The 22,010-nt window shown below is 73.5% G+C and carries 19 protein-coding genes; 12 read left to right on the top strand and 7 right to left on the bottom strand.

Going from position 1 to position 22,010, the window contains the following annotated elements; translation table 11 throughout:
- The first annotated feature begins 162 nt into the window (after window positions 1-162).
- Together ACFU7Z_RS02500 and ACFU7Z_RS02495 are read left to right on the top strand one after the other, a co-directional pair.
- Window positions 163-816, top strand: coding sequence for a hypothetical protein (locus ACFU7Z_RS02500; protein ID WP_380775460.1), 654 nt, complete (start codon window positions 163-165; stop codon window positions 814-816).
- A gap of 32 nt (window positions 817-848) precedes the next feature.
- The gene (locus ACFU7Z_RS02495) at window positions 849-1,442 is read left to right on the top strand and encodes an RICIN domain-containing protein (RefSeq protein WP_380775458.1); all 594 of its coding nucleotides are present in this window, start codon (window positions 849-851) and stop codon (window positions 1,440-1,442) included.
- Window positions 1,443-1,491: 49 nt separating this feature from the next.
- On the opposite strand, the gene ACFU7Z_RS02490 is transcribed toward ACFU7Z_RS02495, so the two are convergent.
- Complete coding sequence (locus ACFU7Z_RS02490; RefSeq protein ID WP_380775456.1) at window positions 1,492-1,785, bottom strand: hypothetical protein; 294 nt, start codon at window positions 1,783-1,785, stop codon at window positions 1,492-1,494.
- 293 nt (window positions 1,786-2,078) lie between these two features.
- Here ACFU7Z_RS02490 and ACFU7Z_RS02485 point away from each other — a divergent pair, with 293 nt between their 5' ends.
- The 7 genes from ACFU7Z_RS02485 (at window position 2,079) to ACFU7Z_RS02455 (ending at window position 14,064) form a co-directional block, all read left to right on the top strand.
- The gene (locus ACFU7Z_RS02485) at window positions 2,079-3,149 is read left to right on the top strand and encodes a terpene synthase (RefSeq protein ID WP_380775454.1); all 1,071 of its coding nucleotides are present in this window, start codon (window positions 2,079-2,081) and stop codon (window positions 3,147-3,149) included.
- A gap of 1,469 nt (window positions 3,150-4,618) precedes the next feature.
- Complete coding sequence (locus ACFU7Z_RS02480; protein ID WP_380775452.1) at window positions 4,619-7,159, top strand: lantibiotic dehydratase; 2,541 nt, start codon at window positions 4,619-4,621, stop codon at window positions 7,157-7,159.
- A gap of 167 nt (window positions 7,160-7,326) precedes the next feature.
- On the top strand, window positions 7,327-10,005 hold the full coding sequence (locus tag ACFU7Z_RS02475; protein WP_049649246.1) for a lantibiotic dehydratase: 2,679 nt from the start codon (window positions 7,327-7,329) through the stop codon (window positions 10,003-10,005).
- Window positions 9,909-11,246, top strand: coding sequence for an MFS transporter (locus tag ACFU7Z_RS02470; RefSeq protein WP_380775495.1), 1,338 nt, complete (start codon window positions 9,909-9,911; stop codon window positions 11,244-11,246). The genes ACFU7Z_RS02475 and ACFU7Z_RS02470 overlap by 97 nt, the downstream gene beginning before the upstream one ends.
- Before the next feature lie 21 nt (window positions 11,247-11,267).
- Complete coding sequence (locus ACFU7Z_RS02465; protein WP_380775450.1) at window positions 11,268-12,386, top strand: hypothetical protein; 1,119 nt, start codon at window positions 11,268-11,270, stop codon at window positions 12,384-12,386.
- Window positions 12,383-13,120 (top strand): HAD family hydrolase, encoded by a 738-nt coding sequence (locus ACFU7Z_RS02460; RefSeq protein ID WP_049649243.1) that lies wholly within the window; start codon window positions 12,383-12,385, stop codon window positions 13,118-13,120. Before ACFU7Z_RS02465 ends, ACFU7Z_RS02460 begins: the two co-directional genes overlap by 4 nt.
- The gene (locus tag ACFU7Z_RS02455; protein ID WP_380775448.1) at window positions 13,117-14,064 is read left to right on the top strand and encodes a phosphotransferase family protein; all 948 of its coding nucleotides are present in this window, start codon (window positions 13,117-13,119) and stop codon (window positions 14,062-14,064) included. Before ACFU7Z_RS02460 ends, ACFU7Z_RS02455 begins: the two co-directional genes overlap by 4 nt.
- 153 nt (window positions 14,065-14,217) lie before the next feature.
- Here the strand turns inward: ACFU7Z_RS02455 and ACFU7Z_RS02450 are convergent, their stop codons facing one another.
- From ACFU7Z_RS02450 to ACFU7Z_RS02430, 5 genes are all read right to left on the bottom strand, one after another.
- Window positions 14,218-14,427 carry a hypothetical protein gene (locus ACFU7Z_RS02450; RefSeq protein ID WP_159028308.1) on the bottom strand — a complete coding sequence of 70 codons (210 nt, stop codon included), beginning with the start codon at window positions 14,425-14,427 and terminating at the stop codon, window positions 14,218-14,220.
- A 383-nt stretch (window positions 14,428-14,810) separates the two neighbouring features.
- Window positions 14,811-15,413, bottom strand: coding sequence for a ClpP family protease (locus ACFU7Z_RS02445; protein WP_375876111.1), 603 nt, complete (start codon window positions 15,411-15,413; stop codon window positions 14,811-14,813).
- A 1-nt stretch (window position 15,414) separates the two neighbouring features.
- The gene (locus ACFU7Z_RS02440; RefSeq protein WP_049649240.1) at window positions 15,415-16,053 is read right to left on the bottom strand and encodes an ATP-dependent Clp protease proteolytic subunit; all 639 of its coding nucleotides are present in this window, start codon (window positions 16,051-16,053) and stop codon (window positions 15,415-15,417) included.
- 128 nt (window positions 16,054-16,181) lie between these two features.
- Entirely contained in the window at window positions 16,182-16,613 is a 432-nt protein-coding gene (locus ACFU7Z_RS02435) for a hypothetical protein (RefSeq protein ID WP_380775446.1), read from the bottom strand.
- 1,414 nt (window positions 16,614-18,027) lie between these two features.
- Window positions 18,028-18,447, bottom strand: a complete 420-nt coding sequence (locus ACFU7Z_RS02430) for a DoxX family protein (protein WP_380775444.1) — start codon at window positions 18,445-18,447, stop codon at window positions 18,028-18,030.
- A 401-nt stretch (window positions 18,448-18,848) separates the two neighbouring features.
- On the opposite strand from ACFU7Z_RS02430, the gene ACFU7Z_RS02425 reads away from it, so the two are divergent.
- Window positions 18,849-19,502 carry a helix-turn-helix transcriptional regulator gene (locus ACFU7Z_RS02425; protein ID WP_380739912.1) on the top strand — a complete coding sequence of 218 codons (654 nt, stop codon included), beginning with the start codon at window positions 18,849-18,851 and terminating at the stop codon, window positions 19,500-19,502.
- A gap of 32 nt (window positions 19,503-19,534) precedes the next feature.
- Window positions 19,535-20,005 carry a DUF3291 domain-containing protein gene (locus tag ACFU7Z_RS02420; RefSeq protein WP_380775442.1) on the top strand — a complete coding sequence of 157 codons (471 nt, stop codon included), beginning with the start codon at window positions 19,535-19,537 and terminating at the stop codon, window positions 20,003-20,005.
- A 320-nt stretch (window positions 20,006-20,325) separates the two neighbouring features.
- Here the strand turns inward: ACFU7Z_RS02420 and ACFU7Z_RS02415 are convergent, their stop codons facing one another.
- Complete coding sequence (locus tag ACFU7Z_RS02415; RefSeq protein ID WP_380775440.1) at window positions 20,326-21,558, bottom strand: alpha/beta hydrolase family protein; 1,233 nt, start codon at window positions 21,556-21,558, stop codon at window positions 20,326-20,328.
- A gap of 263 nt (window positions 21,559-21,821) precedes the next feature.
- Here ACFU7Z_RS02415 and ACFU7Z_RS02410 point away from each other — a divergent pair.
- The coding region (locus ACFU7Z_RS02410) for a hypothetical protein (RefSeq protein WP_380775438.1) at window positions 21,822-22,010 on the top strand (189 nt) is incomplete at its 3' end.

Raw genomic sequence — 22,010 nt, 5'->3', positions numbered from 1 at the left:
CGTGAGGAATTCATGACGGCCTTGCGCAGGATCGTCACCGGGCCGGACGGCATCCCCCACGACGGACCGCCCCACCGCCCCACCGTTCCCCGCCCGCACCAGCACCGGCACGGTTCCGGCCGCAGGGGTGCGGCCCATCCACCAGAGCACGGAGGAGAACAGATGACCCTCGTCCACCGGCCTCGCCGACGGACGGCGACGGCCGCGGCCGCCGCCACGATCATCATGACCCTGCTGGAGATCGGGGGCATCGGGGCCGGCACCGCCCACGCCGGCACCCGCCCGCCGACGACGAACTGCAACCCCGCCGTGGACCAGACCTGGCTGGACGTGACGTCCCTCCAGGTCGACCCCGTCGTCACCGACTTCCTCGCCGTCTACGTCGCCCCGGGAACCACCGGCCAGCGCACCGAGACCCTGAGCCGGGTGGACTCGGTCACCACCGTCGTCAACCGCAGCACCGAGATCAGCGCCTCGGCGAACGTGCTCTTCGTCAAGATCGAGGCCAAGGTCGGCTTCTCCGTCCAGAAGACCACCTCGACCACCACCAGCACCACCGTCTCGACCACCTGGAACCTCAACCAGCCCGGCTACTACGGCCTCTACCGCGGCACCCGCCGGGTCCAGGGCGAGTACGCCAAGTTCGTCTGCGCCCAGACCGGCCCGACCACCGGCGTGTGGATCAACGCCTTCCCGGACGGCGGCGGGGGGAGCTTCACCACCTACGAGCTGCCGGAGATCGGCAGCGTCAACTGCGCCCAGACCGAACCGGCCGGCACCCTGCGCCGCACCGCCCAGATCCGGCTCTCCTGCTGACCCGCCCACCCCACACCACGACGGAGGAACCCATGACGAACCCGCTGCGGCGCCGGACGACGGGCGCCCTGCGCACGCTCGGCGCCGGCATCCTGGCCGCGCTGGTCGGCGGCACGCTGCTCGCCGCTCCCGCGTCCGCCGACACCCCGCCGAAGTTCGGCTGGTCCGACTGGAACGGCTGGAGCTGCTCGGGGTACTACCGGATCAACACCCCGGCCGGGCAGGTCCTCGACATGAGCCAGGGCGGCACCTTCTTCGACGGAGCGCTCATCCAGTACCCCTGGAACGGCCAGCGCAACCAGCAGTGGGGCCTGTGCCGGTGGCCGGGCGCCCCCGAGGACACCAGCAGCTACGTGCTGCGCAACCGGCAGAACGGCGACTGCATCGGCAGCTACGACGGCGGGAGCGTGGACGCCTCCTGGATCAGCGTGTTCGACTGCTCGGGCGACATCGGCCCCAATCAGAAGTTCTGGAAGACCGTGGACCCGGCCTCCGGCGCCTTCGTCCTCAAGCTGCAGCACTCCGGCAACTGGCTCGCGGTCGCGGAGGCCGCCAACGCCAACTCCATCGTGGCCCAGTACTCCTACCGGGCGACGGCCTTCACCCTGCAGCAGCTGAACCCGTGACCCCCCGCCCGCCGGCCCGGCCCCCGGCCGGCGGGCGGCCACGGGGGAGTCAGGGGACGTAGAGGCTCCGGGCGCCGGTGGCGCTCTCGTCGTCACCGGCGCTGATGCGGCCGAGCTCCTCTCCGTCGCAGTCCGGCCCCGAGTAGAGGGTCACGGCCGTGTCGGTGTTGTTGTCGACGATGCTGGAGTCCTCCAGGGGGTAGCAGCCGGAGGGGTCCGTGTAGACCTCCGCGTTGTTGAGGTAGAGGTTTCCGGTGGCCGCGGCGGCCGGGCCGACGGGCAGGACCAGGGCGGCAGCGGCCATCAACGGGACGCCGAGGACGGCGCGGCAGGTGATTCTCATACCCTGCGCATATCCAGTTCGGGCCGGTGCCGTGGCCGGGACGGACAGGCGTCGCCCCTGGAGGGCGGGCCCGCTGGGCCGAATGCCGGACGAGTGCCGCCGGTACGGGCGAAGCGCCTACAGTCGGCCCGGACGTCATTCCGGACGAGCCGTCCGTTTCGGGGAAGGCGCCGGAACGACCTCGACAGCCGGACGTCCACGGCGGTCACGGCGCGGCGCGCAACCCGACCCGTAGGGGTGGCTCCGGCATGATCGGGGCCCGGAGCGGGTGCCGGGACGGGAGACTGCCGACCATGGGGTTCCTTGCACGGCCGCGGTTCCACATGCCGTTCCGGTCCCGGCTCAACCCGCACGTCGATCAGGCCCGCGCACACGCCAGGGAGTGGGCCGGGCGGATGGGCATGTTCGACGAGGAGTACCTGGAGTGGCCGGAGCGGTGGAGCGAGGACGCGTTCGGCCGGGCGGACTTCCCGCTGTTCGTCGCCCTGACCCACCCGGACGCCGGCGCCCACGAGTTGGAGCTCGTCACGGACTGGCACGTCGCCTTGTGGTTCGTCGACGATCTGTTCCTGCCGCTCGTCCGGCGCGACCACGACCGGGCGTCGGCCGAGGCCCGGGCGGAACGGCTGATGCGGTTCCTGCCGCTGGACGGCCTCCCACGGCCGCTCGTCCCGGACAATCCGGTGGAGCGGGCCTTCGCCGACCTGTGGTCCGGCACGGCCGCGACCATGACCCTGCTCTGGCGCGACCGGTTCGTCGGCAGCGTGCGGCGCTTCCTGGACGGAGTGCTGTGGGAACTCGACCACGTCGACCACGCCGTGACCGACCTGATCGAGTACCTCGGGGCCCGCCGCGACTTCGGCGGCCTGCAGTTCACCGCCGTGCTGATGGAACACGCGGTCGGCGAGCTCCCGCGGCACGTCCACGGCCGCCGCGAGTTCCGCACCGCCCTGGACGCGTTCGTGGACGGCGTCAGCCTGCACAACGACATCGTGTCCTACGACCGGGAGGCCGCCGAGGGCACGGTCGGCAACAACGGTGTGGAGGTGACCCGCAAGGTCCTCGGAACCGACCGGCGCGGCGCCGAAGACATCGTCAACGCCCTGCTGACCGCCAGGGTGCACACCCTCGCGGGGGCCCCCGGGACCGTACCCCCCGACGCGGTGGAATTCGTCGGAGCCCTGCAGGAGGCACTGGCCGGTTCCTACCGGTGGCACGAGCTGACCGGCCGCTTCGGCCGAACGGCCTTCGGAGCCCTCGCGAAGCCCCGCGGGCTGGGCACCTCGGCGGCCTACGCCTTCCGGCCCGCGTCCTCGGCCGGGCCCCGGTCGACGTCGCCGTCGTCGCCGGCCGCGATCCCGTAGTCCTCGCCTACCGGTGGTCCTGCTGTCCCGCCGGCACCGTCGCCGTCTTGCCGGGCGCCCGCGGGCCCAGGAGCTCGCGAGCGCCCGGCAAGAGGGCGGGAAGACCACACGACCCTTCGGACGCGCGTCGGGTCGAGGCCGTGACCCGTGATCGACAAGGTCGTTGGTGATCCTCAGGGCAGGACGGGGGCCACATCCGTGAAGGCCGTCGCAAAGGCGTGCCCCCTTCGCCGGCTGTCCGGTCGAACGCGCACCGGACCACTTCCAGGGAGGTACAAGCATGTTTCCACCACGCGCTGCCACCGGCCCGGTTCGGACCCCTGTGGGGCTGCGAGGCCGAGGCCGCCGTCCTGGCCCTCTGCGACGACCTCGCCGCGGCCCTGACCGGCCCGGTCGCCCCCGCCGCGGCCGCGCGTATCGGCGCCCTGTGCGACCAGGTCGGCCTCCGGGCGGCCGAACCGCAGTCCCACTCCGTCCCCTCCCCGCTCGACGCGCCCACCCCCTGCTGAACCGCCGGTCGTCCCCGTACGCCCACGACGTACGCCCGTGACCCGGGTATCCGAACACCCACCCGCGCCCGCCCCGTCCCCGCGAGCAGCCGTCGGCCACGAGCAGGCAGCAGCACCTCCGCAGGAACCCGGACGAACGACCGCACCGTCCCCCGACACCGCACGCCGGCCCCGACCCCGCCCACGTTCCCGCCCCTGCTCGCCCGTCCCGGAGAACTCGACGTCACCGCACCCGAGTCGGCGCGCACGCTGGAGCACGCCGGGCGGTTGGTGTGCGACTTCCACGACGGGATCGACGAGGGCCCGGCCCGCCACGACGGGCCCGATCCCGCGCTCCTCGCCGAGCTGTCCGCCCCGTCCACGGAAGGGCCGAACGATGCGCGGCAGTTGATGTCACCGCACCCCCGGCAGCGACCGGCGGGTCCGGCGCGGGCATCGTCCCGTAGGGCGGGCAGGGACTCCTCGAGGCGGCGCCGGCGGCGTTCGGGCCTGGCGGCAGGCGGGGCAGCCGACGGCTGTCCTCGGCCGGGGGCCGCAGACTCACGGTCCGCGGCCGGGCGAGCACCGTCGCACGGTCGGGCGCGGCCCGGAACAGCGTCAGCGGAACGGCGAGCAGGGCGAACCCGCGTCGGCGACTGCCGCGTTCGCTGCTGGAGCTCACCGACGCCGCCACGCAACCCGTCCACGAAGCGGACGAGATGTTCGCGGCCATCGGCGCGCTCCAGGGCGCCCGCCCGGGGCCTCGAGCCCCGGCGGCGATCATGCGCGAAATAATCTTGGAAGGACACCGTCAAGCCGGGTACGATCCGCCGAGTACGAATCCGGGGGACTACACGGAGCTATCGGCTCGAGGTTCTTCTGCCGGGACAGGTGGCAGTGTGCCCGAAGCACGGGTGCCACGTCCTGACCGGCGGCGACCAGAGGTCCGGTTGGCACGCCGTGCGTAATGGGGGATGAGTCATGGCTGAAACCTGGACCGCGATGAGCCATGGGCTTCTCCGGCAGGCCGGCTTCGCACTGGACACACTGGATCCGTTGGCGCACGACCTCAGCGCCGAGCTGTCGGCGGCGCGAGCCGCGACGGACCATGCGGCCGAACTGGCCGACCAACTGGCGAAGATGATCCGCCAGGGTGACGTCGACGGCCGGCAGCGAGCGTTGTCCCGGCTCGGGCTGTTACGCGACCTCGCCGAAGAGGACGCCGCCGGGCTGCCGGCCGAGTTCGCCGAGCCACTGACGGGATATCAGGATGCGCTGCGGGGCCTGAAGAACAGTGTTTCCGCACTAGAGCAGCGGTACGCGGCAGCGCTGGAGGGGTCCCGGCGGTACGTCGCCCGGCTGTTCCGCGAGGACACCGCGCTTCGGCAGGTGCTTCTGCTCTCCAACGAGGCCCACTACCCGCGTTTCGCGTCCTGGCTGGACCGGGACGGCGCGCTGTCCGACCGGACCGGCCGCCGGATGACCGACCTGCTCACGATGTACCTGCAGCGGGTCGCTTCGAAGAACGAGACCACCTCCCACTTCGGGCCGGTGAGTGTGGGCTCCCTCACGCTCGAAGCGGGCGATCGGGACACGGCGGACGGTCTCACCTGGACGGATGGCCCGATCGAGCGCGTCGCCTTCTTCAGCCACTGGGCGGCGGAGCGCCTCGCGGAGACCTTCAGCGCCGACCCGCGGCTGCGCGGCCGGGTCCGGCCCCGCCTGCGACCGCTGGCCTTCCGGGACGGCGACCGGATCGACCTGTTCGCCTTCCGCACCCGGACCGGCATGCCCGGCGACTGGCGATTCGTGGTGGTGGGCAGCTCCGCCGTGGACGAGGCGGCCGACTGGCTGTGGTGCCACTGCGACGCCCGGCGCACCGTCGACGAACTCCACCGGGAATGGGCGGCGGGCACCGGACGCCCGGGCGCCGAACTGGACGAGGCGCTGAGCCGGGCCGAGGCGGACGGTTGGCTGGTGACGGCGGCGGAGATCCCGATCGGCGCCGTCAGGCCGCTCGACACGCTCAGTGAGCTGGTGGCAGAGGCGGACGGCGACGCCGGTGACCTCCACGCGGCCCTGGAACGCTTCGACCGCTTCCTCGCGGAGTTCCCGCTCGCCGCGGCGGCTGATCGGGCCGCGCTCCTCGCCTCGCTCAAGTCCGACTTCGAGGCGCTGACCGGTGGGGCCGCCGAGCGCCCCGGCGGCACCCACTACGCGGACCGGTCCCTCTTCTACGAGGAGGCGCACGGACCCCAGCGTGACCTGGTCGTCGGCCCGGGCCTCACCGACTTCGTCACCGGCGAGCTGACGCCCGTGTACGGGCTCGTCCTGCTCGCCCCGCGTCTGCGGATGCGGCGGGAGCGCGCGATCCTGACGCGGTGGGCACAGGACCGCTTCGGTATCGGTGCGGACGTCCCGTTGCACCACTTCTACCAGGCGTTCTTCGCCGACCGTCCGGAGCTGGAAGCCGCCTGCGCCGAGGTGGACGACGAGATCGCCGCCGTGGAGCGCGAGCTCAGGAAGGTCCTGCTCCCGGACACGGGCGAGGGCGCGGACCGGCGCGAGGTGCAGGTCGACCGAACGCGCCTCGAGGAGCTGATCGCCCGGCACTCGGGCGATGTGCCGGCCCTGTGCAGCCCCGACGTGATGCTCGCCGCCCGGGACGTCCGGGCCCTGGCCGACGGGGACTTCACGGCTGTGGTCGGGGACTGCCACGCCCTGCGTGACCCGCTCACCCACTCCAGTCTCGCCCCGTTGCTGGCCGCCCGCGCCGACGGCATCGTGGCCGAGGCCCAGCAGCGGTACGAGGAACTGCTGGATCCCGACGAGATCATCGTCGACCTGGCGCGTGCCCACCTCGACAAGACCGGTGCCCAACTGACCTACCCCTGCCCGGACGTCGAGGTGCACGGGCGGTCCGGCAAACCGCGCGACCAGGTCGTCCAGCCCGCACAACTGTCGGTGACGGTGGCGCCCGAGCACCTCGAGCTGCGAGCCCGGGGGGTGTCCGGCCGGCTGCGGCTCAAGTCCCCCTTCGCCGGTGGTCCGGGCATCCGCCACGATCCGCTTTCGGTGTTCGCCTTCCCCCGCCACTTCGGTGGAATCGGCATCCGCACCGACGACCTGGCGCACGTTCCCCGCATTCGCTGCGGCCGGGTGATCCTGAGGCGTGAGAGCTGGCGGGTGCCCGTCTCCGACCTGCGCCCGTGGTCGCCCGGCGGCCACGCGGTGGCCGCGGACACGGCGGCGCACCTGGGGGCCGTACGGCTGCGCGAGCGGCTCGGGCTGCCCCGGTACTGCTTCGTGAAGATCCCCGGCGAGCCCAAGCCGGTCTTCCTGGACTGGGAGGCGCCCCTGCTGGTGCGCCAGCTCGTCCGGCTCGTCAAGGGCGCCGAGGGGGCGCTGGAATTCAGCGAGATGCTGCCCGGGCCCGACGGGCTCTGGCTGGAGGTGGACGGCCGCCGCCACACCAGCGAGCTGCGCTGCACGGTCTTCTCCCGGACGGACGCGCCCGCGTAGCCCGGCCGTTCCCCGAGCGCGGGCTGACGCGCCCGCCGGCCCGCCCCTCCACCCCCTCCACGCGCGCCCGCGCCTGCCCTCGCCCGCCTGTCGGCAGGGCCCTCGGCAGGCCGCGGTGCCCAGCCCGTACGGGCTCCCACCCTCCCACGAGCCGAGAGGTTCTCTTGATGGCGACCACGGACAGCCCGAGCCCGCCGGCCCGGTACTCCCGTTCCCCCCTCGCGTCGGGCCGACCCCGGTGGTCACTGGCGCCCACCGCGCTCGTCCGCCAGGCCGGCTTCCCGCTCGAACTGCTCTCCGGTCTGGTCGACGAGGGCGCCGACGCCGAGGCACGCGCCCTGTTCGACCGGTACGCCGCACTGCTGGAGGCCGCGGCCGCGGCGAAGGAGGAGCTGAAGCGGCCCCCGGTGGCCGCCGACGAGGCCCTCAGCAGGGCCGTCGGCGACGCGATCGGCAACGCGATCGGCATGCTGCGGCCGCTGACCGAGCCGGACCTGGCCGCGGCCACGCGTGAACTGGGCCCACGGAGCGGTCCGTTGGCCGGTTTCCAGAACCAGGTCACGGAACTGCGGCGGGCCTGCCGGGAGTTCGCCGAGAGTCACGCGCAGCGGATGTGGGAGGGGCGACTGGCCGTCGCCGAGGTCTTCGCCGACGAACGGCTCCGGGACGTCCTGCTGCTGTCGAACGACGCCGCCGCACCCCAGTTCCTGGCCTGGCTGGACGCCTTCGACCCGACGGTGACCGGTCGTCGGCGCGCCCACGCACAGAAGATGACCGACCTGCTCACGATGTACCTCCAGCGAGTCACCACGAAGAACGAGACCCACTCGCACTTCGGACCTCTGAACGTCGCCCGGGTCGCAGGCGGGGGGACACTCGACTGGACCGACGGATCCGCCGTCCTGCGCCGCGCCTACGTCAGCCACTGGGCGGCGGCCCGGCTGGCCAGGAAGCTCGGCGAGGACCCCGCCCTGCGCACGCTCGTCCGGCCCCGCCGGCTGCCGTTCGCCTTCCTCGACCAGGGCGACGGCGCTCACACAGGCGTCGACCTCTACTCGTGCGGCGTGGAGTCGGCCCCGGGTGTCGACTGGCGCTTCGACCGGATCGGACGCGTCGCCGTCGGTCCGGCCCAGGACTGGCTGCTGCGCCGACTCGACGGCGTCCGGACGCTGGAGGAACTGTCCGCCGAGTGGTACGGCAGGTTCGGGGCCTCCGCCGACGGCGACGGCGACGACGGCCCCGGGTTCGACGAGGCGCTCGCCGACCTCGCCGACCGCGGCCTGGCCACCGCCTGGCCGGAGGTACCCGTCGGGGATCCCCGGCCGCTCGCCGCACTGCGCGCGCAGCTCGTCGCCGCCGACGCCGGAGACCACCCCGCGATGGCGTGGACGGCTGAGCTGGAAGCCGCCGTCGCCGCCTTCGCCCAGGCCCCGTACCCCGAACGGCCGACCGCGCTCGCCGCTCTGAAAGCCCGCTTCGAGGAGCTCACGGCCGGCCCGGCGAACCGCTTCGGAGGCCACCACTACGCCGACCGCAGCGTGGTGTGGGAGGAGGCCCACGGCGAGCTCGACGACCTGCGGATCGGCTCGGAACTCGCCGAGGTCCTCAGCGAGGAGCTGGCGTTCGTCTACGAGATCGCGCTCGCGGCCCCCCGCCTGCGGCTGCGCCTGGAGACCGACATCCTCACCCGCTGGTTCCGCGACCGTTTCGGCCCGGACCGCCCCGTTCCGCTGGCCGACTTCTACCGTGCGTTCGTCGAGGACCGCGAGCAACTCGCCCTGCGCTGCTCCGACGTGACGACGGAGGTGGACCGGCTGCGGGCCACCGTGGCCCGGCAGCTGCTCGGCACGGCCGACCCGGCGGCCCGCGAGATCGTCGTGCCCGACGAGCGGATCGATGAACTCAGGGCCGGTCTCCCCCAGGGGCCCGCCGCCTTCTGCAACCCGGACGTGCTGCTCGCCGCGAGCGGGCCGCAGGCCCTGGCCGCAGGAGAGTTCCAGGTCGTCGTCGGAGAACTGCACGCGGGCCGGGACCTGCTGACCCACAGCAGCCTCTCGGTCCAAGCCGTCGAGCGCGCGCCCCGACTGACCGAGGAGATCGAAGCGCGGTACCGGACCCTCCTGGCCGAGGACGAGATCCTCGTGGACGTGCTGCGCGGCCATCAGGACAAGACCGCCTGCCAGCAATCCTTCCCGGGACCGGACCTGGAGATCCTGGGCCGCTCGCCGAAGGACCGCGCCGATGTCCTGCACCCCTCGGACCTCCACCTGCTCCTGAACGGCCCCCGGCTGGAGCTACGCACCCAAGGGCGACCGGAAAGGATCCGGCTGCTCGCACCCCCCGCCGGCGGCTACACCCTCATGGACGACCCGCTGGCGCCCTTCGCGTTCCCGCGTCTGCACGGCGGCAACGGCCTCGACCTCGGCGAGCTCCCGCACGTTCCGCGCATCCGCCACCGGCGTACCGTCCTGCAGCGCGAACTCTGGCGGATCCCCGCCTCGGAGCTGCGCGGGTGGTCGCCCACCGGCAGTCCGGTGAAGGCCGACGACGCGGCCGAGTACCTCACCGCCTGCCGGCTGCGCGCCCGGTACGGGTGGCCGCGCCGAGTGTTCGCGAAGCTGCCCGGCCAGCCCAAGCCCGTCTACGTGGACTGGGACGCCCCTCTGATCGTCCGGCAGTTCTTCCGGCTGGTGCGCGGGGTCGAGGGAACGGTCGTGATCTCCGAGCTGCTGCCGTCCACCGAGCAGCGCTGGCTGCGGGTGAACGGAGCGTCGTACACGAGCGAGCTGCGCTACGCCGTGTTCGCCCCGAACGACGGCGGAGCAGCCGACGGACAGCCGGCATGACCCGGACCGCGGGTTCCGAGACCGCCTACCGCAGGCTGCTCACGGCCTCGACCATCTCCGCGCTGGGCGACGGCGTCCGGTTCTCGGCCCTGCCGCTGTTGGCCGCGGCCCTGCTCGACTCCCCTTTCGCGGTCAGCCTGGTCACCGCCTCCTCCACCCTGCCCTGGCTGTTGCTCAGCCTCCCGATCGGCGCCCTGGCGGACCGGTGCGACCGGCGTGCGCTGATGGTCGCCGCCGACCTCCTGCGGGCCGGCGCGCTCGCCATCGCCGTGGTCCTGCTGCTGAACGACGCACTGCACCTGTGGTCCCTGGTGGCCGTCGCGTCGGTGCTCGGCATCGGTGAGGTCCTCTTCGACTGCGCCTCGTTCGCCGTGCTGCCCGCACTGGTGACGGCCGAGCGCCTGCCCTCCGCGAACGGGCGGTTGTTCACCTCCCAGACGCTGAGCCGCGACATGGTCGGGCACGTCCTCGGCGGCTGGCTCTTCGGGATCGGCCAGTTCGTGCCGCTGTTGGTGAACACCGTCTCGTTCCTGCTGTCGGCCGGCTTCCTCAGCGCTCTGCCGGCCAGCCGGTCGAGCCGTCCCGACACCCCCCGCAAGCTGCTCCAGGAGATCGCCGAAGGCATCGCCTTCGTCGCCCGCGACCGCCTGATGCGGGCGCTCACGCTCGCGGCGGGACTCGTCAACGCCGTCTACCTCGGGCAGATCGCGATCTTCGTCCTGCTGATCCGGGAGACCTTGCACGTCCCCGCGTCCAGCTACGGCCTGTTCGTCGCCGCCTCCGCGCTCGGAGGGGTGCTGGGCGGCGCGGTCGCGGACCGGGTCACCCGTCGGCTGGGACGCGCCCGCGCGCTCGCCGCCGCCCTCGCGCTGGTCGCCGCCTGCGGCCCCGTCATCGCCGCCACCACCAGCCCATGGGTCGTCGGCGCCGCCAACCTCGCCTCCGGCGCCGCCATCATGGTCTGGAACGTCGTGGCCGTCTCCGTACGCCAATCCCTGGTGCCCGAGCAGATGTTGGGGCGCTCCATCGGCGTCTACCGGCTCTTCGCCTGGGGCACGATGCCGCTCGGCGCCGCCCTCTACGGTCTGCTCGCCGACCTCTGGGGCACGCGCGCCGCGTTCCTCGCCGGCAGCCTCCTGGCGGTGGCGGCCCTGCTGCTGGTCGTCCCCGCCCTGCTGTCCGAGGCCCGGCTCGCCAGGGCCGATCCGGCCGTGCCCGCCGTCGACCAACCGAAGTCATAGCCCTGCGATGAAGGGACAGTCGTGATTGCTGTAGAGAATGAGGCCGCCCTGGTCGGCATGGCGGTGTTCCGTGCCGCCGCCGAGGTGCGCAACCGGACCGTCGTCACCGCGGGCGGGGAGCGCCACCCGGTCTCGCCGGTGTCGGGCGGGTTCGTCGCACTGCGTCCGCGCGGATTCGAGCAGGACCTGACCGCGTCGCTCGGTGCCCTCGGCTGGGGGCGCCCGGTGGCCTTCGTCGGGGACCAGTGGGGGCTGGCAGGGTTCGCCGCCGCGGCCACCGAGTCCGCCCTGCTGGAGGCGCCGTCCGGGGCCGCCCGGACGGGAGTGTCCTTCGTGATGCCCGACGCGTTCCTCGCCCGCAGGAAGTCGGCCATCGAGCGTCGGCTGGAACGATGTCGCACGAAGCCGCGGGGTGCCGTCCAGACCGTCCACGCGGTCGGGGTAGGCCCCTGGACCGTCGCAGACCCCGCAGAGGCCGTCCGGGCGCTCGAAGGCGTCGAGGACATCGTCATGTCGGACTGGACGCACGCCAACACCTTCCCGCTGCTGCCCGACCACGACCGGCTGACCGCACACGTCCTGCCGTACGAGTTCGGCGACTTCGACGCCAACATCCACCACGTCGACGACGCGTTGCGCGGCCTCCACGAGAAGGGGGTCGACCGGGTCGGCCTGCTCATCGAGGGGAATCCGGACACCTACGACGTCCTGGACGGCCTTCCCGTCACCAACCGGGAGATCAGGGTCACCCCCGGTGTGCCGATCGGCCTGCTCGCCGCCTCCCACAACGCGGATCGCTTCCGCACCGACCCGTTCGCGCGCTCCTTCGCCTACTTCTCGGGCCTGCACAGTCGGCACAAGCTCCCCGCCGAGCAGTTCCTCGGCGAGCTCACCTGCTACCTCGCCGCCGGAATCACCTGCGTGCTGGTCGAGATGTACAAGGGCGACGTCGAACTCGCCCTGCGCGCCGCCCGGCTGAGCGGACGTCCGGCCACCGCCGTGCTGATGAGCGACTACTTCTCCGGCTCGGAGAACACCCTCGTCCTGAACCGGCCCGACGCCGAGGCCGCCCATCACGCCGCCGAGGCCACCCGAGGCGGCCTGTGCACCATGCTCATCACCGACGAGGAACTGCGATGACCTCCGCGCCGACCCCCGGCCCCGCCCTGCCCGCCGTCCTCTTCGACGCCGCCGACACCCTCGTCGAGCTCGTGCCCGCGATACCCGAGCTGCTCTCCACCGCCTGGCTCGGCCGGGACGGGGCCCCCGACACCACCGCCGTCCGCCAGGCGCTGTGGGCCATCGGCTCCGAAGGCGACTGGCCCGACGACGAACCCGACCCCGAGCGACGACTCGCCATGTGGAGCCGGTTCTGCCGCGAGGCGCTGCGCAGGGCCGGGGGCAACGCCTCGGCCGAGGCGGCCGAGCGCGCGGCCCGGCACATCCTCGACCCGGCCCGGTACCGTGCCTACCCCGACGCCGTACCGTGCCTGCGGGCCCTGCGCGCGGCCGGCCACCCGCTCGCCCTGGTCTCCAACTTCGACCGGTGGCTGCGCGACATCCTCGACGGCACCGGCCTCACGGGGCTCTTCGACACCGTCGTCATCAGCAGCGAGGTCGGGTTGGAGAAGCCCGGACCGGAGATCTTCGTCCTTGCCTGCGAACGGCTCGGCCGTCCACCGGGGGAGTGCGTCTTCGTCGGCGACTCGGTCGTCATCGACGTCGAGGGAGCCCAGAGGGCGGGTCTGCATCCAGTCCTGCTCGACCGCTACGCTCGCTTCCCCGGCTTCACGGGCCCCCGCGTCACCACCCTGGACGGCTTCGCGGCCCTGGCCACCCATCTCCCGATCCCCGCCGGAAGGACCGCCCAGTGACGACAGACCCCCGACACGGCGAGCCGGACACCCACGAGCTGGACACCCACGAGCTGGACACCCACGAGGTGGCCGTCCGGGTGGCCCGGGAACGCGGGATCGAACTGCGCGGCCTCGCCGGGGAGGGCGTGGACTTCGCCGTCTACCGCGCCCACTGCGCCACCCACGGCGAGGTCGCCCTGCGCGTTCCCCGGCACCGGGTCTACTCCGCGCCCTACGGGCGGGTGGAGGCCGGTGACCTCGTCCGCCAGGAGCACGAGATCGCCGGGCTCCTCGCCCGCCAGGGCCTGCCCACCGCCCCCGCGCTCGAACTGATCACCATGGCGGACGGCCTCGTCGTCTCCCTCGCGGGCTACGTGCGGCACGACGGGCTGACGGTTTCCCCGAAGGAGGTCGGTGCGTTCCTGGCGGCCCTCCACCGGGTGGAGCCACCGTCGATCGAACTCGCCTACCAGGAGCCCGGGGACTTCCCGTCCTTCCTCACCACGCGGCTGGTGACCCGTCACGCGACCCTGCGCGGGTTCGCCCCCGACCTGCCCGAGCTGCCCCATCCCGACGGGATGCGCGCGGTGCTCGAAGCCGAGGAGGGCGAGCCGCGCCTGCTGCACCTGGACGTCCGTCGGCAGAACCTGCTCGGCAGCGGGGGGCGGCTCACCGCCGTCGTCGACTGGTCCAACGCCCTGGTCGGCCCGGTCCTGATGGAGCTGGCCAGGGTCGCCGAGTACGCCAGGCTGGCGGACAACGGCATCGACGCGGACGGCATCCTGGCCGGCTACGCGGACTCGGCCGAGCTGCCCGACCTGTACTCCAGGGCCGCCCTCCTGCACCGGCTCGACACCGTCGTGATGCTGGCGCTGGTCTTCCACTCGGTGGCCCCCGACCCGGCCCGCGCGGCCGATCTGACCGCCCGCGCCCGCCACCTGCTGGAGCGCCTCCGAGGCTGAACCGCCACACGGCCGGCGTCCGACACCGGACACCTTGATCATCCTGTGGGACTGCACCGGCGACCCGAACGAGAAGTTCCAGCTCATCGCCGTACAGGCCTGACCGTAACTCCGGATCAAGAGTGGTGGGGTGACCGTGGCCGGATGCCACGGTCACCCTTCCGGTTTCAGCCGGTTCGGCCGATTCGGCCGTGAGCGGCCCGTGGAACGCGCCGTCGCCCCACCGTCGGCGGCGAGGTACCGCGCGGACGTGAGGTCCCGGGGGATGCCGGATTCGTTGGCGCTGGTGCCAATGGTGATGGCCAAGCCCTTCTGGTTCGTGGCACGGCTGTACATGGCGGTCAGCGGGCTGAGGACCAGCACGACCGGTGCGTTGCGGTCGAGGACGGCCTTCCCGCCACGGATCGTGGGCGGTGCCGGTGACCGCGATCGTCCAAGTCCGGGTGCCCCCGTCGGATCGTCGCGCGCGCAGCCGAGGCAGACGCGCGTGTCGGGCGATGCGACTGCTGCGGGCAGGTGTCACTGCGGCGGCCTGCGAGTCTTGCCGTCACCATGCACTGCGGTGGTGCTGCTCGTACGCCGTCGGGCGTCGCCAACAGCGGCGTTGGCGCTGTCCGCCGGTTCACGGCATCCGGTCGGAGCCGCAGCCGCCGGTACGGCGGGCTCCGCCTGGTGGCCTGGCCTCCGCTGAAGTACGGCGGCGGTGCGCACGACCGCCGCCGTACCCGCCAGTACCCACAGCGGGTTCAGCCGAACAGCTGCCGCCGGCTCAGCACCTCGTCGGCGATCCCGTAGGCGACGGCCTCCTCGGCGGTGAGCACCTTGTCCCGGTCCATGTCCGCGCGCAGCGTCGCCACCTCGTGGCGGGTGTGCCGGGCCAGGACCTCCTCCACCTGCGAGCGGATCCGGACCATCTCCTTGGCCGCGAGGCTGAGGTCGGACACCGTCCCCTGCCGGCCGCCGCTGGCCGGCTGACCGAGCAGGACCCGCGCGTGCTGGAGCACGAAGCGCCGTCCCGGGTCCCCGCCGGCCAGCAGCACCGCCGCCGTCGAGGCCGCCTGGCCGACGCAGAACGTGGAGACCGGCGTCTGCACGAACGTCATGGTGTCGTAGATCGCCATCAGTGAAGTGAACGATCCGCCAGGCGAGTTGAGGTAGATCGAGATCTCGCGCTCCGGGTTCTCCGACTCCAGGTGCAGGAGCTGCGCGATGACCACGTTGGCGACGCCGTCGTCGATCTCGGTGCCGAGGAAGACGATCCGCTCGTTCAGCAGCCGGCTGAAGACGTCGTAGGACCGCTCGCCCTGCGCGGTGCGCTGGACGACGTAGGGAACCGTGTACGAGCCCATGTCACAGCCCCATCCGTCGGCGGGAGGAGGCCGGACGGATGTCGGCGACCGACTCCACCACCCGGTCCACGATCCCGTACTCCCTGGCCTGTTCGGCGGTGAACCAGCGGTCCCGGTCGCCGTCGCGCGCGATCGTCTCCTCGCTCTGCCCGGTGTGCTCGGCGGTGATCCGCTCGATGGCCCGCTTGGTGAACTGGAGGTTCTCCGCCTGGATCTCGATGTCCGCGGCGGTGCCGCCGATGCCGGCCGAAGGCTGGTGCATCATGATCCGCGCGTTCGGCAGCGCGAACCGCTTGCCGGGCGAGCCCACGGCGAGCAGGAACTGGCCCATGCTGGCGGCGAACCCCATCGCCAGCGTGGAGACGTCGTTCGGGATGAGCCGCATGGTGTCGTAGACGGCGAGCCCCGCGCTGACCGACCCGCCGGGGCTGTTGATGTACAGGCCGATGTCGGAACGCGGGTCCTCCGCCGACAGCAGCAACAGCTGTGCGCACACCCGGTTCGCCGACACGTCGTCGACCTGGGTGCCGAGGAGGACGATCCGCTGGGCGAGCAGCTGCGCCGCGAGGTGGTCGTCGAAAGGGCTGGGCGGGGTGTCGCCCTCCCCCGCGCGGGGCGGGGGCGTGGTGAGTGGAGCCATCTGCTCTCCCTGGTCGGGGCGGAGTTGCCGTCCACTCCACTGTCGACCCGCGAGCGCTCCCCGATGCCGTCCTTCTGCCCGCCGCAGATTCGCCACGGGCAGAGCCGGGAGCCGGGCCCCGGCCCGCGTCAGCGCGGGTAGGTGCGGAACCTCGCCTTGCGCAGGCGGTACCACCGGGCGACCGGATCGCCCGGCCAGTCGTCCGATCCGTCCTCGGCTCCGTCCTCAGCTCCGTCCTCGTCGAAGCCCTCGGGCACCGCGCGGGCCATCGCGTCGCGCGCCTTGAGCAGGAGGTCCCGGCCTTCCCACCAGGGCTCGGCGTCCCCGCCTCCCGGCAGTCCGTCCGGTCCCGCCACCAGTTCCGCACCGGCTTCCAGCGCCTCGGCCAGCCTGGCCAGACTGTCGCGCAGCACGGCCGCGATCTCCCGCGGATCCGGATCGTCCAGCCCGCGGTAGGAACAGTGGTGATCCATCGCGTAGGAGAACACCTGGATGGCGTCGGCCAGTTCGCGGACGGCGTGGTCGCCGACGGGGCGGTCCAACTCGGAGGTGTCGTTCATGGTGCCCTTCGGTCCCGGCCTGCGGTCAGCAGCCCGAAGGCTACCGGCGCTCTACCCCGAAGGCACCGGGGTTTCCGGCCGGTGCACCGGCACCGGCAACCCGGCGCGCGCCGCCCCTCGGCCCGGCAGGCTCGGGAGTCGCTCCAGGGCGATCCCGACGCCGCCGCGGTACGCGGCGAGGCTCCGCTCGGTGTGCCCGCCGGCCGCTGAGCGCGACCCGGCCGCCGTCCGCGGTGAGCAGTGTGCAGGACATCGAGCGGGTGAAGGGGGAGTCCGGTACGGCGGCCTGCCACCGGCAGGTCGGGCCGAAGTCGGCTGGGCCGATCAGGAAACCAACGGCCGCTGGCACGACGGACCCCCGTTCTGAACCGCGAGGTCGGCTTGCCTGGTGGCCAGGCGAGCGGGCCGACCCCGTCGGCTACGCGCAGGTGTCACGTATATCGGCACACTGAGTCCTGCCGCGGACCGCACGGTTCCGTGGCTCTATCAGCGCTCTGGACTGCAGCCCGGGCAGATGTTGTCGTCGTTGAACTCAAAAGTGCATGTCGCTCGGCTGTAGATGGTTGGACCTGCAGACAGTGCACAGGTCCCCGCCGCAGTTTCCGCAGCCCACGTAGCGGCCGCCGGCGTACTCGTAACGCCGCTTCTCAATCCATGGGGCATCACATGTCATACCGGGTCTCCCTCCAGCGAGATCATCTCCGTTCGCCTCGGGGTAACGAGTGCACCCACACGATGGTTGCAGGAGGCAGGACGTACAGCCGCCGAGGGTTCTCCGCGCCTGCGGCAGGCCTTGAGGGTGGCCGGGACGGCCGGCGGCAGGCCACTCGGCGGCTCCCACTCGCCGCCGACAGCTCCGTCCACCCGCACACCCGCCCGCGGCTGCCGAGCGGATGCCAGATGGGTGCGGACGGTCCGCGCTGGACCGGGTCCTCGATCCGGGCGGCGACGGCCGGGACAGCGGCCGGCATCTCGGCGACGGCCGGGTTCTCCTCGGCGGCCAGCCGCGGGTCCGCCACCGCCGAGCGCACCCCGGGGGCCGCCATGCCGACCAGGACCACCAGCAGCCACGGGAAGGAGCGCCGGCGCCGCTCCCACGCCCGGCCCCGGCCGTCCGGACCCGATCGCTCCCACAGTCGGGCGCAGGCCGCCGGCTGCGCCGCGGTTTCCTCGGTGCCGACCCCGGGGCGGTGCCGTTCGACGCCGGCGCCTGGCGGATCCACTGGACCTGAACCTGGGCCTGGGGCCCGGGCACCGGCGCTGGCCGCCCCGAGCACGACGGCCAGGGGACGATGCGGTGCTCACCGTGCTGCTCATCGGCCCTCGCTGTTGCCGCCGCCACGCTCGCGCGGCGCCGCTCCGGCGCCCGTGCCGCGGCACAGGCCTCTGCTGACGGACCCTTTCGAGTACCAGGTCAGCGCGAGCGGCTGAGCAGCTCGGCCGTCTCGGCCCGTCGGTTCCAGGCGATGACGGCCAGCGGCACCATGAAGATGAACGGGGTCCCCGCGTTCTCGCCGTGCATCGCGGTGAGCTGGGTGACGAACGCGAACGCCAGGAAGACGATCAGTGCCGTCGCGGCCGGCCCGGCCAGCCGACGGACCAGCAGGCCGACCGCTCCGGCCAGTTCCACCAGTCCGGTCAGGTACATGAACCAGTGCCCTGCCCCGATGGCGTCGAAAACGGTCGTGGCGGCGGGGAGCGCGAGCAGCTTGGGCAGCGCGCTGGCCAGGGCGAAGAAGAGCGCGAGCAGGATTCGCAGCGTCCAGACCACCCGGACCACGGCCGTGCGGGACTTCGTGGCGGTGGCGGTGGTCGTGGTGGCGGTGCTGGACATTTCAGGTCTCCCTGGTCGGCTGTCGTTGCTTTCTCGGGTTTGACCGCCGCTACCGCCTGAACTCATCGCTCTCGGGAGGAAAAGTCTTCCGGCAGCCCCACCTCCAGTGCCGGCGGCTCGCCGCTGACCCGCGCCACCCCGGCCCGCGTGCCCACCGCTACCACGCCCTGCCCGGCCACACCGGCCACCGCGTCTTCGACTCCTGCGTCGAGAACGGCGCCTCCCCCCGGTGGCGGGCACCCGGCAGCGCGCGGGGGCGCCAGCCGCGTGCACGACCAGGAGCTCCGGGTCCAGGGCCCGTACGTTCCCCGGAACGACCAGCCGGATGAGGTCGAGCCGGCCCGCCGACCCCTGCGGCCCACCCCTCTATCTCCAATGACCATTGTTCCTAGAATGGCCGCATGGAGCACATCGAAGCGATCGCCGCCCTGCACGACCCCGTGCGCCGCCGCCTCTACGCGTACGTGGCGGCCCAGGGCCGCGAGGTGGGCCGGAACGAGGCGGCGGAGGCCGTCGGGGTGGCGCGGACACTGGCGGCGCACCACCTGGAGAAGCTGGTCGAGGCCGGGCTGCTGGAGAGCGGCAGCCGCAGGCTCACCGGGCGGTCGGGGCCGGGGGCGGGGCGGCCGGCGAAGGTGTACACGCGGACGCGCGCCGAGCGGGTGGTCTCGCTGCCCGCGCGCGACTACCGGACGGCCGCCGAACTGCTCGCCGAGGCCGCCGAGCGGGCCGGGCTGGACGACGGGCTGCGCGCGGCCGCGCGGCGGCGGGGGGAGGCCGAGCGCGGAGCGGCCGCGCCCTGCGGGGGGCTCGACGAGGCCGTCGCGCTGCTGGCCGCCCGCGGGTACGAACCCCGCCTGGAGGAGGGGGCCATTCGCATGCGCAACTGCCCCTTCCACTCCGTCGCCGAGCGCTTCCCACCCCTCGTCTGCGGCATGAACCTCGCCCTCCTGGAGGGACTTCTCGGCGCGGACGGCGCCCTCCGTGCCCGGATGGACGCCCGGCCCGGGGAGTGCTGCGTGGTGGTCGAGCCTTCTAAAAACAATATTGATTGACATAGAAAGAAGGCCCGTGCTGGGATGGCGCCATGACCTCCCACCACCTCGCCCAGTTCAACGTCGCCACGCTCCGCCACCCCGTCGACGACCCGCGCATCGCGCCGTTCGTCGACCTGGTCTCCCCGGTCAATGCCGCCGCCGACACCGCCCCCGGCTTCGTCTGGCGGCTCGCCGCGGACGGGAAGGACGACGCGACCGCCCTGCGCCCGGCGGGCGAGGACGTCATCGTCAACATGTCGGTGTGGGAGAGCCGGGAGGCGCTGTGGGAGTTCACCTACCGCAGCGGGCACCTGGAGGCGATGCGGCGGCGGCGTGAGTGGTTCGAGCGGAACGTCGAGGCGCACCTGGTCCTGTGGTGGGTCCCGGCCGGGCACCTGCCGGACGTCGACGAGGCCCTGGAGCGACTGGCCGACCTGCGCGCGAACGGCCCCTCCCCGCGCGCCTTCGCCTTCAACTCCCCCCGTACTCCGGACGGAGCCGCACCACACCCGGGCGCGTGAGCGGGCCGCTCCTCCGCCACCGCCGAGCGGACCCGGCGTCCGCCGTGCTGGCCAGGACCACCAGCAGCCGCGGGAACGAACGCCAGCGCTGCTCCTCGCCGAGCCCGCGGTGTACGCGGGCTCGGCGGCGGGCCGGTACACCCCAGCCTGGCCGGCGGGCAGCTCCGGGGCGGGGACGAGGCCGAGCGGGCCGCAGGCCTCGCCGCGGGCGCGGGCGCCGGCGACGAAGGCGGCGTGGATCCGGCCGACGTCGAGCAGCGTCGAGCAGGTGCTCGCGCTCGTGCCCGCCCGGCGCCAGAAGGGATGCCGGGCGGGCCGGTTCAGCGCAGCACCTCCAGCTCCGGCCAGTCGTCGCCGGGCCGATCGAGGAAGCCGGTGGGCCGCCCCGTCAGGTACCGCGCGAAGAAGGCGGCGACGGCGGTGCGCTGGGCGGCCAGGGAGCGCCGGGGGTCGACGGTGCCGATGAGTCCGGCCGCGTCGGGGACCGGGAGGCGGCGGACGAGCTGGGGCAGGAGGACCTGGAGGTCGGTGTACGAGCCGTGGGCGGCGTTGCGCAGCCGCAGGGCATGCCGGGGGCCGGTGGACGCCGCCCAGCACGAGGCCCAGCTCGGTTCGGTGCGCAGGGTCTTCGTACCGGAGGCCATCAGCAGGAAGGGCTTGGCGAGGCCGCTGTCGGCGACGGGTCCGAGGAGGGCACCGTCGAGGTCGGCCGCCGCGCGGACGCGGGGCTCGTCGTGGGCGAGCTGGGCGGCGACGGAGCCGCCGAGGGACTGCCCGAGCACGCCGGTCCTGGCCGGGTCGGCGGCTTCGGCGAGCCCGTCCGGGAGCGGGTCGGTGCCGGTGTCGGGGCGGTCCCCGCGGGCGAGGCGGTCGAGTGCGCCGAGGACGAAGCGGGCGTCGGCGAGGCGGGCCCGGGAGTGCCCGGCGAGGAGGGCGGCGATGACCTCCGGGGTGAGGTCGTCGGGGAGCGGGAGGGCTCGTTCGACACGGCCGCCGGGGAACTCGACCTGTTCGGCCTCGTACGTGGAGTCGAGGGTGACGACGAGGTGGCCGCGGCTCGCCAACTCCTCGACCAGGGTGGTGCCGAGGGCGCGCGAGCCGCCGTCGCCGGGGGAGAACAGCACCACGGGCAGCCGGCCGGCGCGGCGGGCGACGGGCGCCCCGGTGCGGGCGTGGGTCCTGAGCCCCCGCCAGTCGGCGGCGCCGGCGGGGACACCGAGGGCCGGTGCGGAGTGCGCGTCCCAGTCGGCCGCCGCGGCCGGGGGCAGCCAGGGGGCCGTCGGGTGCCCGGCGCCGGGTTCCGCCGGGTACCAGAGGCCGGCCATGAGCTCCCGGTAGGGCTTGGCGGGGAGGAGGGGGTCGGGGCGGCTGTCGTCGACCAGGTGCAGCGCGACGGTGCCGACGGGCCAGGGCCCGGTGGGCGCGGGCAGGCGCAGCGGGACGGGGGCGGCGGGGCCGTGTCCCCCGGCCGGGGCGGCGGCCACGGTGGCGAGCGCGGCGACGCCGAGCGTGCCGAGCAGGGCGCGGCGGGTCGGGGGCATGGTCGGGGGCATGGCGCGTACTCCTCGGGCGGTGCGGCTGCGGGGTCGTCACCAGGGTTCCGCCGCCGGGGGTGCGGGGCGCCCTGCCGGGGGACGATCCCGCCGGTGGGCACGGGTCGCCCCGGCGCGCGTTCGCTCCTCCGCGCGGAGGAGCCCCCGGTGTCCCGGGGTCTCCCTCGGTGTCCGCCGGCGGGCGGACGCCTTCGCGGGTGCGAGGGCCCTACCGTGGGGCTCCGGCGAGGACGCCGGACGACGCGGACGCGAGGACGGACACGATGACCGAGACCGGCGCGGTACGGACGGGCCCGCCGGGAGCCCTCGCCCGGCTGCCGGGGCGGGTGCCGCCCCTGGTGGCGGACGCCGCGCTCGCGGCGGCCCTGTTCCTGGTGACACTCGGGCCGGGGCGGGTGGCGAACGGTACGGACTTCGCGCTGCAGACCGCCCTGGTGCTGCCGTTGGTGTGG

Source organism: Kitasatospora sp. NPDC057518 (assembly GCF_042802075.1).
GTDB lineage: Bacteria > Actinomycetota > Actinomycetes > Streptomycetales > Streptomycetaceae > Kitasatospora.
This window is presented reverse-complemented; position numbering and strand designations above follow the sequence as displayed.